Origin of the sequence: Nocardia rhizosphaerihabitans (genome assembly GCF_014646295.1) — a bacterium.
Lineage (GTDB): Bacteria > Actinomycetota > Actinomycetes > Mycobacteriales > Mycobacteriaceae > Nocardia > Nocardia rhizosphaerihabitans.
Genome location: NZ_BMNE01000014.1, coordinates 58,906 through 71,866, shown reverse-complemented (window position 1 = coordinate 71,866; position 12,961 = coordinate 58,906). Strand labels below are relative to the sequence as shown.

General features: G+C 64.2%; 11 protein-coding genes and 1 pseudogene. 7 read left to right on the top strand and 5 right to left on the bottom strand.

Annotation, left to right across the window (positions count from 1 at the left end; genetic code table 11):
* The 4 genes from IEY60_RS34170 to IEY60_RS36645 form a co-directional block, all read left to right on the top strand.
* On the top strand, window positions 1-689 hold a 689-nt coding region (locus IEY60_RS34170), incomplete at its 5' end, for a TetR/AcrR family transcriptional regulator (RefSeq protein WP_229740378.1).
* 23 nt (window positions 690-712) lie between these two features.
* Entirely contained in the window at window positions 713-1,147 is a 435-nt protein-coding gene (locus tag IEY60_RS34165; protein ID WP_189034681.1) for an AMP-binding protein, read from the top strand.
* The gene (locus IEY60_RS36650) at window positions 1,144-1,512 is read left to right on the top strand and encodes an AMP-binding protein (protein ID WP_189034680.1); all 369 of its coding nucleotides are present in this window, start codon (window positions 1,144-1,146) and stop codon (window positions 1,510-1,512) included. The genes IEY60_RS34165 and IEY60_RS36650 overlap by 4 nt, the downstream gene beginning before the upstream one ends.
* Complete coding sequence (locus IEY60_RS36645) at window positions 1,509-1,943, top strand: AMP-binding enzyme (protein ID WP_189034679.1); 435 nt, start codon at window positions 1,509-1,511, stop codon at window positions 1,941-1,943. The genes IEY60_RS36650 and IEY60_RS36645 overlap by 4 nt, the downstream gene beginning before the upstream one ends.
* Here IEY60_RS36645 and IEY60_RS34150 read toward each other — a convergent pair.
* Window positions 1,858-3,039, bottom strand: coding sequence for a PucR family transcriptional regulator (locus IEY60_RS34150; RefSeq protein ID WP_229740376.1), 1,182 nt, complete (start codon window positions 3,037-3,039; stop codon window positions 1,858-1,860). The two genes, IEY60_RS36645 and IEY60_RS34150, sit on opposite strands and share 86 nt — an antisense overlap.
* 128 nt (window positions 3,040-3,167) lie before the next feature.
* Here IEY60_RS34150 and IEY60_RS34145 point away from each other — a divergent pair, with 128 nt between their 5' ends.
* Window positions 3,168-4,877 (top strand): aldehyde dehydrogenase family protein, encoded by a 1,710-nt coding sequence (locus IEY60_RS34145; RefSeq protein ID WP_189034678.1) that lies wholly within the window; start codon window positions 3,168-3,170, stop codon window positions 4,875-4,877.
* 15 nt (window positions 4,878-4,892) lie between these two features.
* Window positions 4,893-5,991: pseudogene (locus IEY60_RS34140) on the top strand (GMC family oxidoreductase).
* Between the two features lie 954 nt (window positions 5,992-6,945).
* On the opposite strand, the gene IEY60_RS34135 reads toward IEY60_RS34140, so the two are convergent.
* The 4 genes from IEY60_RS34135 to IEY60_RS34120 form a co-directional block, all read right to left on the bottom strand.
* Window positions 6,946-7,869 (bottom strand): alpha/beta fold hydrolase, encoded by a 924-nt coding sequence (locus IEY60_RS34135; protein ID WP_189034677.1) that lies wholly within the window; start codon window positions 7,867-7,869, stop codon window positions 6,946-6,948.
* Window positions 7,866-9,416, bottom strand: a complete 1,551-nt coding sequence (locus IEY60_RS34130; protein ID WP_189034676.1) for a flavin-containing monooxygenase — start codon at window positions 9,414-9,416, stop codon at window positions 7,866-7,868. Before IEY60_RS34130 ends, IEY60_RS34135 begins: the two co-directional genes overlap by 4 nt.
* Window positions 9,417-9,472: 56 nt before the next feature.
* Window positions 9,473-10,420 carry a 3-hydroxyacyl-CoA dehydrogenase gene (locus IEY60_RS34125; RefSeq protein WP_189034675.1) on the bottom strand — a complete coding sequence of 316 codons (948 nt, stop codon included), beginning with the start codon at window positions 10,418-10,420 and terminating at the stop codon, window positions 9,473-9,475.
* 138 nt (window positions 10,421-10,558) lie between these two features.
* Window positions 10,559-11,587, bottom strand: a complete 1,029-nt coding sequence (locus IEY60_RS34120; protein ID WP_189034674.1) for an AraC family transcriptional regulator — start codon at window positions 11,585-11,587, stop codon at window positions 10,559-10,561.
* A 176-nt stretch (window positions 11,588-11,763) separates the two neighbouring features.
* Between IEY60_RS34120 and IEY60_RS34115 the strand changes: the two genes are divergently transcribed.
* Window positions 11,764-12,873, top strand: a complete 1,110-nt coding sequence (locus tag IEY60_RS34115) for an alcohol dehydrogenase catalytic domain-containing protein (RefSeq protein WP_308426157.1) — start codon at window positions 11,764-11,766, stop codon at window positions 12,871-12,873.
* Window positions 12,874-12,961: the final 88 nt, after the last annotated feature.

Genomic DNA, 12,961 nt, shown 5'->3' with positions numbered 1-12,961 from the left:
TGACACCCACCCGACGGCCGCGGCACACCGTGGACATCTCTCGATCGGACCGACGCCTCGCACGGCGCGACCAGTTCATCGACATCGCCCAGCGCGTGTTCGCCGGCCGCGGCTATCACGGGGTCACGATGCAGATGGTGAGCGAATCCGCCGGCATCACGAAACCCGTTCTGTATCAGTACTTCTCGGGAAAATTGGATCTGTACTTGGCGGTCGTGCAGCGACATCTCGATCAGCTCACGACCGCCGTGCGGGATGTCTTGACGTCACCCCGCTCCGACTACGACACCGTACACGGCACGGTCACGGCGTTCTTCGACCTGGTCGATCGCAACGCGTCGGGCACGCACCTCCTGATTTTCGAATCCACGGTGCCGAGCGAGCCGTCGGTCCAGTGGCGAGTGCAGACGGCCAAGGCTGACTGCACCGCCACAGTCGCCTCGGCACTGCTCCGCCACGGCGAGATCTCGTGGCCCGCATATCTGCTCGCCTCATGGTTGGTCGGCGCGGGGATTACCGCCGCCGGGCAATGGCATCGCACAGGTCGGCCTGTCCCGAAACACCAAGCGGTGGAGACAACCACTCAGCTCTGCTGGGCCGGGCTACAAAGCGCCGTCCCCTGCACTACGACTAGCGCAGAGGTAGCGCAGCCGAGCCTAGCCATGTCGCGGGCGTCGCCCCAAGCGTAGCTAGCTGCGCTGGCCGCCGATAGATGCTGGCCACAACGGACGAGCTCAGTTATCTAGTCGACCATTCCGAATGTTTGCTCAGCGTGACCCAGACCGACCTTCAGGAGACCGTATCGGCCACGGCGAAACGGTTGAATCGCAGCTTTCCCATACTGGTCACCGACGCCGACTCCGCGGACGGCGGCTCGTGGTCTGCTGCTGAGCACGCGGTAGCAGATACCGTCGACAGTGCCGCAGAGTCCGCGGTCGGTGTGCTCTACACCTCAGGCACCACCTGCAGACCCAAGGGCGTAGTGATCTCGCATAGTGCGTATCTCACGGCAGGTGAGGTCGTCGCCGGCCAGCTGCGGCTGCGACCCGACGACCGCCAGCTGGTGGTGCTGCCACTGTTCCACGGCAACGCCCAGTACTACTCGACTATGTCCGCGCTGGTGACCGGCGCGCCTCGATCGCATTGACGCCCCGGTTTTCCGCGAGCCGCTGGTCGCAGCAGGCAACCGCGCTCGGCGCGACGGTGACAAGCCTGTTCGCGGCTCCGAGGCGAATGATTCTCGCAGCTGACCCGAGTCCGTACGACCGTGCGCACCGGTTGCGATCTGGGACGTTCGCGCAGAACCTCTCCGCATCACAGCTGGCGGAATTCGAACAGCGCTTCGGCGTTCCGATGATCGAGTTGTATGGCATGACTGAAACCGCGGCCCCAGTAACGATGGGACCGCTCTACGAGGACCGGCGCCCCCACAGCATCGGCCGTCCTTTGCCGTGCGCGTCGCTACGCATCGTAGACGCCGATGGCGCCGACGGCGCCGAGACAGGGACATGATCAAACGGGCAGGCCAAAATGTTGCGTCCGCAGAGGTGGAGGCCGTCCTCAATGACCGCCCCGGGGTGTTCGAAGCCGCGGTGATCGGCGTTCCGGATCGAATCCGGGACGAAGCGATCAAACCGTACGTGGTCCTGAACCCACACCGCACTGACTGCGGCCGAATTGCTCCACCGGTGCAGCGAGCGCCTAGCCAAGTTCCGGGTCCCCGATTCGATCGAATTCATCGATCTGCTGCGACGCACTTCGGTCGGCAAGGTTCAGAAGCACATTCTGCGCGAGCAGACTGCGCATCCGACCGCGAGGCCGGATGGCATAGGGAGACTCTAGGGCCTGGGGCGGGCGCTACCTCTGCCCGAGCAAGCGGATTGCCTGCAGCGCAATATAGAGTTCGGCCGCCTGCACTGGGTCATCACAGTCGCGGCCGGTGAGGTCGCGGAGCTTGCGGAGCCGATAGAGGACAGTGTTGCGGTGGTAGTGCATCTGCCGGGCGGCGGCCACGGTCGACCCCTTGCACTCGAACCACACGTTCAGTGTCTGCAACAGGGCCGTCCGCTCCCCCTCCGGAAGGCGCATGAGCGGCCCGAGGATTTGTGCGGCCGCACTGTGCGCTGCATCGGGCAGCCGGACCAGCAGCAGTGCCAGCGGGGCCGCCTCGTAGCGGGTCATCGCGGTCTCGCCGGGCGGTCTGCATTTCAATGCGAGCCGCGCCTCGTCGAGCGCGGCTGCGATGTCACGGGGACCACTGAATGGGCGACTGACACCGGCACGACCTTCGACCGCGTCGCCGAGTAGGGCGATGGCAGTGTCGATTTCGGCCGCCGAAGGTGCGCAGATCAACCCGTTGAGGGTGTCCGCATAGCTATCCCAGATCGAAACGACCCCCCTGTCGCCTAGCTTCGTGATCGCAGCCGACATCATCGTCGGGGTCGTTCCGGCCTCGGCGGCGACCACGACGAACGTCCCGGTCTCCGGCACTCCAAGAGTGCGGGCCGCATCCAATACCGCGGCCGGATTCTCCGTATGGCCGTCGAACAACGTCCGAATCAGCCTGGCCCGCGACTCGATGTCGGCCAAGGCGAGCACCGTCGCGGTTTCGCGGTAGGTCTCCGCTGCGGCGTCGGAATATTGGTCGACGATCTCCCACAGCTCAGCGGGAATCTTCAGGAGCTCGCCGTCGGCGACACTGCCCGCGCGCACCATCAACTCCTCCCAGATCAGCCGACCACCGAGCCGATAGGCATGCAACATCGCCGCTATCGGCAAACCTTGCTCCGCCTTAAGCCTGCCCGCCGCGCGCGCGGATTCCAACCGGACGGGATCGCGTCCAGCGAGGTAGCCGAGCATTGCCGTCAGGTTGTCCAGACAGGCGCCGCGCAATCGCGCTCGGGTCAGCAGTTGGGAGTCCAGGTAGGAGCGTTCGGACTCGATGATCCGGTCGGCCAGCTCGTCGGCCATCGAATCCACCGATTCGAGCAGCTGCCTCGCGAGTTCGGCGGCAGCGATCGAACGCAACGGAGTGACCACCGAAGCAGACTATCACCCGACGTGTGGGCCACAACACACTTTGATTGTGTCGCCGCACAAGATCGGTCGCACACTTTCGCGACCGTTGCCCATGGTGTGCCGGTGTATCGGTGCGGACAATTCGGACTATGACCATCAACGATTCGCCAACAGACCTCCATAGCGCTGTCGACGCCGCCCTCTCGGACCTCGCCGAGGGCGAACGGGTTTGGGCCGCGACTTCCTTGACTGCGCGCGCCGAGTTACTCGGGCGCGTTCGGGAGCTCACCGGGCAACATGCCGAAGAGTGGGTCGATGCGGCGGTCAGCTACAAGCGGCTGGATCCACAGGCCCCGCTGGTCGGCGAGGAATGGATATCCGGACCTTATGCGATGGCGGCCGGCGCCGGGTCGCTCGAACACAGCCTGCTCTCCCTCGCCGAAGGGCGTAGCCCACTCGAGAACGCGCACTTCGGCGTCGCAAACGGACGCACTACGGTACGCGTGCTGCCCACATCGGTCTTCGACTCGTTGCTTCTGAGCGGGTTCAGCGCCGAGGTGTGGCTGCAGCCGGGGATCGGCAGGGACGAAGCGATCCGAGCGGCAGGCCTGGCACAACTCGATCCGACCCGTACCCATGGGATCGGCGTAGTGCTCGGCGCGGGCAACATCACCTCCATCGCCCCGTTGGACGTCCTCTATGAACTGATTGCGCACAACCGGGTTGTTGCCCTGAAGTTGAATCCGATCACAAATCTCCTGTTGGAGCCATTGACCAAGGTGCTGGAGCCGCTCATCGCGATCGGCGCCGTCCGGATCCTCACCGGTGGAGCCGACGTCGGGGAATACCTGGTTCAGCATCCAGCTGTGGCTCACGTGCACATGACCGGCAGTGCAGCGACACACGACCTTATCGTCTGGGGTCACGGCGAGGACGCCGCGGCACGCAAGGCCAGCGGTCAGCCGCGACTCGAGAAGCCGATTACCAGCGAACTCGGCGGCGTCTCCCCGACCATCGTCCTACCCGGCCACTGGAGCAAGGCCGACCTGCGATTCCAGGCCGACCACATCGCCACTCAGCGTCTGCACAACGGCGGGTACAACTGTGTCGCGGCACAGGCTGTGGTGATTTCATCCGAATGGGACCAGAAGGACGACTTCCTTCGTGAGCTGCGCGCCGCCTATGAGGCCGCACCGATTCGGTCCGCGTACTACCCGGGCAGTGACGATCGCGTCGCGGCAGCCGAATCGACTTATCCCGATGCCGAACATTTCGGCGGTCGGCTCCTGCTGCCCGGACTGCGCGGCGACCGCAGTGAAACACTGTTGCATACGGAATATTTCGCGCCCGTCCTTGGAGTTGTCGAACTCCCCGGCCTCGGAGCCGATTTCGCACGTGCAGCGGCAACCACTGCCAACGACGAATTCGCCGGCACGCTCGGAGTGAACGTCATCGCGCACCCGGCGACCATCCAAAAATTGGGCGCGGCATTCGACATTCTGATCGAGCAGCTGCGCTACGGCACGATTGCGATCAATGCGTGGACCGGTGCAGGTTTCCTCACCGCCGGTGCAACCTGGGGCGCCTATCCGGGCCACACGCTCGACGACGTACAGAGCGGAATCGGAGTGGTACACAACGCATTGTTGATCGACCGGCCCGAACGGACGGTTGTGCGCGGTCCGTTCCGGCCGGCGCCACGCTCCGTGTTGCACGGCGAGTGGTCCCTGACCCCGAAACCGCCCTGGTTTGTCAGCAATCGCACAGCGGCGACAACTGGTCGACGGCTCGCCGCGTTCGCCGCAGCACCAGGATGGGACAAGCTGCCCGCAATCTTCGCGTCCGCGCTGCGCGGCTGACTGATCAGGAGCACACTGGATACCTACGCCGACTATGTCATCATCGGCACCGGGTCGGCAGGCGCAGTAGTAGCCAACCGCCTCAATGCCGACCCAGCCTCCAGTGTTGTCGCACTGGAGGCTGGACCGAAGGACAAAGACAAGTTCATCCACATCCCGGCCGCGTTCTCGAAATTGTTTCGGAGCGCCGTCGATTGGGATTACCGGACGGAGCCGCAGGCGGCGCTCGGTGGCCGAGAAATCCATTGGCCGCGAGGAAAGACGCTCGGCGGCTCCTCCTCCCCCAATGCGATGATGTGGGTACGGGGATTCGCCGCGGACTATGACGACTGGGCCGAACGGACCACCAGTCCGAACACGGGATCGCAACTGTCCATCGCGCACCGGAAGTCGGCGAGAACCTGACAGACCATCTGGTCGCGATGCTCGGCTTCGACATTGACGATGACAGTCTGTTCGCTGCGGAAAGCCACGAGAACTTGTCAACTATCTTGCCAGACATCGAGGGATGCTTACCTCCAATGTCGGCGAGGCCTACGGATTCGCGCGGAGCCGCGCGGACCTGGACCTCCCCGATCTCGAGCTCATCTTCGCACCCGCGCCGTTCTTCGACGAGGGGATCGGGGAGCCGTACGGCCACGCGGTGGTAATGGGTTCCATTCTACTCAAACCCGAAAGCAGAGGCCGGATCTCACTACGCTCGGCTGACCCGCTCGCCAAGCCGGTCATCGATCCCCGCTACTTGTCCGACCCTGGCGGAGCGGACCGTGCGGCGATCCTAGCCGGCTTGCAGATGTGCGCCGAGATCGCCGAAGCACCGGCGCTGAAGCCACTTCTCGGCGAAGTCGCTCGTCCCGCGGGCGCGTTGGATACGGGTCCGGACACGCTCGAGCTGGCCCTGACCACTTGTTCGCACACGCTGTATCACCCGGTCGGCACTTGTCGTATGGGAAGCGACAAAACCAGCGTCGTGACCCCGGACTTGCGGGTTCGAGGAGTCACAGGACTGCGTGTTGCGGATGCCTCGGTCATGCCGAGCATCATTCGCGGACACACCCACGCTCCGAGCGTGCTCATCGGCGAGAAAGCATCCGACTTGATCCTGGGCCGGTAGATGCGCCTGCGTGGGCACTTGGTATCCAGCCACTGCCCGCGCAGGTGAACGCAACACCACTGTCGAGGTCACCAAGACCTCGCTAGTCCCGCTCCGGGATTGCGGCTGTGCTTGGTTGATGTCCCAGCCAATGCGCGATCTCCAAAGCGACCCCGATCTCGAGACCACTGCGATCGAGCGGGACGGGCAGAAGCTCCTCCGCGCGCTGGATGGGATGAGGGCGGTGTTGCGATGTGCGAAGAGTGCTCGTGCGGAGGTTCTGCACCGTCTCGCATCCGCCTCAACCCAGCGGACCCGTTTCGCATCGCGGCGTTTTCCTGTTCCGTTGTGAAGCCCCGACCGAGCTCGCGTCACCTTCATGCCGGACACCACCAGACCAATCAGCAGGCCCTCGTCTGGCTCATCCCGGGACAGAATTACGGCCCGGGTTTCGATGTCACTTGGCCTAACGACACGTCATCAGCGGTTCGCTCGCGTTAGCCTTCTCAGTCCACACCTGCCTTGTCACGCCAGGCTTTTCCCACGACCCTCACCACCGCGACTCACTCACCGCAGCAGCTCGGCGCGGTTTGACACCTGCACCTGCATGCCTATGCCTATGCCTATGCCTATGCCTATGCCTATGCCTATGCCTATGCCGAGGGATCTACCTTCATCTCCACAACAGCACGGCGACAACGAGATTCGCGCTTCTACATCACGACCTTCCTTTCACCTTCAAGACCCACCAATACGTTGGCGGAGACCATAGTTGGCCTCTACAAGACAGATGCGGTCCGTGACGACTCACCGGTCCGGCGGGGCCCGGTGCACCGCTTGGCCAATGTTGAACTCCTCACCGCCGACTGGGCCAGCTGGTTCAACAACTCCCGGCTGATGCACCGTCTCGGCCGCAAACCGCCGGTCGAGTTCGAAGCGACTACTACGCCGACCCGACTCAGCACACCGCCGGAGTCAGATAACCGGGTACGCATCAAACCCCGGGTGACTCACCTCGAGCGTTTGCGGAGCACCGGAAACCGGTACGTCTCGATCAGCGACGCCATCGAGGAAGTGCGAGACCCGCTCGGCGAACTGGTCCGGGATCTCGATCTGAGGCATGTGATTCACGTCGGGGAAGAGCCGAACCTCTGCATGAGGAAACGCCTTCCGCGCCGTCCTCAGGTGACTGGACGGCAGCACCCGATCGTGGTCGCCCCACACCACCAGGGTTGGCAGTCGCAGTGCCGCGACGTTGTTGAGAAGCTCGCTTCGCCACTTCTCCTTCACGCCGCGGATGGTCGCCAGGGAACGGGCCGTCTCGACCATGACCGCAGCGGTATCGGGCTGACGTGCGATGGCCAGAGCGTGTTCCACCCGGGCTGCAGTGATCAGGCTCGGGTCCGCCAGGGACATCCGCTCCAACATTCGCGCGCTGGCCGCGGTCGGGTGCTTGGTGAGCAGGCCGCCTAGGCCCGGAAGGGTCATCAGCCGCAGCGGGAGGATGACCTCGGACCCGAAGCCGGCGCTGTCCACCAACACCAAGCTGGCGACCCGGTCGGGACGTGCCGCGGCGATCTGCATCGCCACCGCGCCGCCCAGAGAGTTGCCGACGACGTGCACGGCACGGGTCTCTGAGACCGCATCCAGGGTTTCCAGTACGGCGCTTGCCAGGACAGGCAGCGATGTCGCCTCGGGCAAGCGCTCCGAAAATCCCGAGCCCGGCAGGTCGAGCGCGATCAGGCGATAGGAGCCTGAGAGCCGGACGAATTGCTCCGCCCAGTCTTCCAGGCTGCGGCCGATCCCATGGAGGAGCAGCACCGGCGGCTTCTGCCGGTCTCCCTCGATCCGAGCCCGGACGCGCCTGCCCTTGACTGTGAGGATGACCGGGCTACTCATTTGGCCACACCGGCGCCGACGACGGGGGCGGCCACGTCATGCAGGTCTGTCTGCGGCAGTTCTGCGAAGGAGAAGCGGAGCTCGGGGTCCTCGATGGGGTCCTTGCCCAAGACGACGCGGTCACGGTTGAAGTCTTGCGGGGCCAGCCAAGGTCCGCTGTCGCCCTGCTTGGGGAACAGGGGCATTCCGCGGTTGATGTAACCGGTATCCATCGCGATGTAGTCACTCAACGGCATCGAGGCCTGGGCGACCACCGGGGTGACGGTGGAGTAGCCGTTCTGGTCCATGTGCGCGAGGAGGCGACAGAACCACTGCGCGACGAGATCCGCCTTGAGCGTCCAGGAGTTGTTTACATAGCCGACGGTGAAGGCGAAGTTGGGGACGTCGCTGAGCATCAGGGTCTTGTAGACGACGTGGTCGGGAAGTTCGATCTGGGCGCCGTCGACAGCAAGAGCGATCTTCCCGAAGGGCACCATGTTGAGTCCTGTCGCTGTGACGACGATGTCGGCTGCCAACTCCTCCCCAGACTCGAGGAGGATGCCCGACTTGGTGAAGCGAACGATCTCGTCGGTCGCAACTGAGGCGCGCCCGTCGGAAATTGCCTTGAACAAGTCGCCGTCGGGGACCATGCACATGCGCTGGTCCCACGGGTTGTAGGCCGGACTGAAGTGGGTGTCGACGTCGTAGCCCTCCGGCAGGGCTGCGGTGTTGACCTTCCGCACGAGTGCCCGCATCTGCTTGGGGAACCGCTGGCTTCCCTTGTAGAGGAGGTTGGCCTTTCGGATATTGATCCCCCTGGTGAGGGAATAGGCGATCTTCTCCGGCAGCAGCCGGCGCAGCGTGTTCGCGATCGGGTCCTGGCGCGGGATGGGAAGGACGTAGGACGGGGAGCGCTGGAGCATGGTGACGTGCCCGGCGGCAGCTGCGATGTTGGGGACGATGGTGACAGCGGTAGCACCGCTGCCGATCACGACAACGTTCTTGCCCGAGTAATCCAGGTCGTCGGGCCAGTGCTGTGGATGGATGATCTGTCCACCGAAGTCTTCGCGGCCCACGAACTGCGGTGAGTAGCCCTGGTCGTAGTCGTAATAACCCGCGGCTGAAAACAGCATGCCGGCGGTGACGTCGAACTGGGCACCGTCGCAGGCTCGCTCGAGGGTGACCAGCCAGCGCTGGTCCGCGCTGGAGAAGTCGGCCTTCGAAACCTTGTGGCCCAGATGCAGGTGCCGGGCGAGGTCATTCTCCTCGAGGGTTTCCTGCAGATAGTCGACGATTTCGTGCGCATCGGCGATTGCGTTGTCGCCGCGCCAGGGCTTGAACCCGAACCCGAAGGTCTGCAGGTCTGAGTCCGAGCGAAGGCCCGGGTATCTGAAGAGGTCCCAGGTACCGCCGAGGCTGTTGCGAGCTTCGACAATCGCGAAGGTGCGCCCCGGTTGCTGGTGCTTGAGGTGGTAGGCAGTGCTGATTCCGGAAATTCCGGCGCCGACGACGAGCACGTCGACGTGCTCGAAGGTGGTCGCTGCGGCGGGCGCGATTGAGGTAGCCATGACAAATCCTTGACGTTCGGGGAGTGTGTCTAGTCGGGGCGTGCGCGTGGAGGGCGTCAGGAGGGCACAATCTGATCCACGAGGTCGGGGACCGCGGTGACGTCGGGGATGGCGAGAAAATCGGCGCGCTGATGCCGGGGATCTGGGTAGGTGTAGTAACCCGATCCAGTGGCTAGGCCGAGCTTCCCTCGATCGAGGAAGCGCTCCTTGATGAAGGCAGCGTTCGCGCCCATCTGGGCGTCACCTGACTTTGCTCCCCAGTAGGCGAGCACGTCGTAGACCGTCTTCATCCCAATGATGTCGAACATGCCCATCGGGCCGAACCGCGCACCGTTGACCATGAAAGTCCGGTCGATGTCTTCCGGCAAGGCGATCCCGTTGGTGACCAGAGTCTGTGCCGCGTTCAGCAGTGGTACGACCCAGGCGTTGATGACGTAGCCATTGTTTTCCTTGCGCACCGGGATCGGCACCATCCCGATCTCGATCGCGAACTCCGTGATCTCGCTGAGCGTGTCTCGCGCGGTGCCGGGGTGTGCCATGACCTCGGCGAGGTTCATCGCCCAGATCATGTTGGCGAAGTGGAGGGCACAGAACTTCTCGGGGCGACCCGTTGCCGCTGCGAAGTCCCGCGGCAGGAAGGTGGAGCTATTCGTGGCGATCAGAGTGTGTGCTGGCAGGAGGTCGGCGAGTTCCTTGTAGACCGAGGTCTTGATGCCAGGGACCTCCGGCACGGCCTCGATCACAAGGTCCACGTCGGCAACCGCCTCGGCGAGGTCGGTGGAGTAGCTGAGTCGGGTCCATGTTGCAGCGATATCGACTTCGCTCGCACCGACTTCGGCGAGATAAATCCCGGCGTAGGTGCGGTGAGTCGTCTGCGCTCGCGCGATCGCGTCTGCCGCAACGTCGTACACAACTACGGTCTTTCCCTTGAAAGCGCTGTGCCAGGCGATCTGTCCGCCCAGCACCCCGGCCCCGAGCACGGTGACCCGGCTGATATCCGACATGGTTTCTCACCCATCTGCCTCAGTGTTGTGATGCGTGTCATAGATGGCCACGCATCACAAAGGTCGCAGATCAACGCGGTCCGATACTTGCCTTTGGGTGACACAGAGTTGTCATTTCACGACACTCCGTGATGCGCATCACTTCCGAGGTATCTCCGCCGGAGCCTCCGGCCGCTGCCCTCGCCGGCGGGCCAGGAGGGCCCGGGGGGACTCGTTGAACCAGCGACGGCAAGCTCGGGTGAAGCTGCTCTGCTCGGCATAGCCGAGGGCGCGTGAGATCTGCGAGGCTTGCATGCCCGTGGCGGCAAGTTCCCACGCCATCGCGCGCCGCAACTCATCGAGGATCTCCTCGAAGCTGGTTGCCTGGGCAGCGAGTTCGCGTTGGAGAGTTCGCTCGTGCACCAAGACGGCACGTGAAACCTGGGGAAGGGTGGCCTGGCCGACCAGCAGCAGCCGACGAGTGACATCGCGGACATGCTCGGCTATCGCGACTTCCGGACGGATCCTGCTCAGATAGTCCTCCGCGAGCGCGAGGGCCGTCGCGTCCCGGTCGACGAGTGGGCGCGAGAGGTCGCTCGGCGCGAGATAGATAGCATTCCGGTCCTGGCCGAACTCCACGGCACAGCCGAACACCTCGAGGTACGTGGCCACCGATGCGAGCCGGTCATGCTCGAACGTCACCCGCCGTGGCGTAAACGCCGGACCGACCATGACCCGCAAGGCATGCAGCGCCAGCGCCTGGGCCTTCTCCATCATCTGACGTCGGTCGCAATCGTTGGACAAGATTGTCGAGTAGGTGAAGACCGCCGACCCTGATGCTTGGCTCAGGTGGGCGGTATCGGCTGGCGCGAGGTTGCGGATGAATCGGCAGACCCCGAGCACGGCATCCCCCACAGTTTCGGAATTGCGCAGAATCACTCCCAGGGGACCTAGCGATCCGATGCCCTGTCGCCCGCCCAACCGGAGCCCGAAATCTGGAGCCTCGAGCACCCTGGCGGCGTGCCCGAGCACGGCCGCAGCAGCCTCGTAGCGCACGTAGTGATCGACGCTCTCGATGGATCGGGGATCGATTCCGTGCGCGCCGAGCAGTTCGACTGAGTCGCCACCCAGTTCATCAATGAGCGCACCAGCGCCAGAGATCACCGTTCCTCGGGTGAGGTAGGTCATAGTCGTCAAGTGTCAAGTACATGTCGCCTGAAGGCAAGTTGGCGCCACGCTTTGGTTGAGACGATCGACACACAATCGTGCTCGCAGTAGCGGGCCAGAACCGGCTGAGGTAAATGATGACTGACGTGACCCAGGCCGCCGAGCCTGCCCTTGGAACAACCATGTAGGCGGTTGTTCTGCTGGATGGCCAGCTCCACCTGCAAACGCTCCCCATCCCAGAGCCGGGTCCCAACGAGGCGCTGGTCCGGGTGCTCGCCGCCGGCATCTGCGGCAGCGACCTCCACTGTCGCACGCACACCGCCGAGCTTCTCGCAGCGACCAAGATGGCCACCGGCACGGAGCTGTTCGACGTCAACGCGCCCATCGTGATGGGCCACGAGTTCTGTGCGGAGGTCGTCTCCTACGGCCCCTCAAGCCGAGCAACGCTGCCCCCAGGCACGCGCGTCGCTTCCCCGGGGCTTCTATTGCGCGACCCCATGCGGTTGATCGGCTACGCCGGTCCCGAGACCCCCGGCGGCTACGCGGAGTACATGCTCCTATCCGAGGATCTGATGTTTCCGGTCCTGGAGAACGTCTCTGACGAGATCGCCGCCCTCGCCGAGCCCATGACCGTCGCCCTCCACGCGGTCACCCGTGGAGGACTGGCGCCCAACGTCGTTCCGCTGGTGATCGGCTGCGGACCTGTCGGACTTGCCATTATCGCTGTCCTGAAGATGCGAGGCTACGGCCCGATCGTCGCTGCCGACTTCTCGCCCGCACGCCGATCCTTGGCAACAGCCATGGGAACTGACGTCGTGGTCGACCCCCGTGTGATCTCGCCCTACGACGCCTGGCGAGAGGCAGCCCAGACCGACGATCCGGTACTTCTGGGGCCCCAGAACCCGATGGTCCCAGGAGCCTTCCGTCCGCAGACCATCTTCGAATGCGTCGGCGTGCCAGGCGTCATGGCGCAAGTGCTGGCGGGAGCGACGGCAGGAAGCAAGATCGTCGTAGCGGGTGTCTGTATGCAGGGGGACTCGGACTCCCACGCACATGGGCACACGCGCAGCGAGGCCGGAGATGGACCTTGCTCCGGTTTCCCTCACACGTTGCGGGGTCTATTGGGGAGCGTGCCCGGTACGCCGGAAGATACGCCCATCCACAAGTGCGGGAATCGCAGCTGCGAATCCAAGCTAGGACAACCCAACAACGACCACGGTCGGCAGCTCTCCTCCACCTACCGAACCACTCCGACGTGGGCGGGTCGCCGGCCAACGGCTACCGGTGAACGACTGAGCCAGCACTGACCGAGCAATCGCCCGCCAACCACTTTCACGCCACCAGCTCTCACCTGATCTGCGTTGAGCCCTCTTCGGATGACGCTCACACGATCCC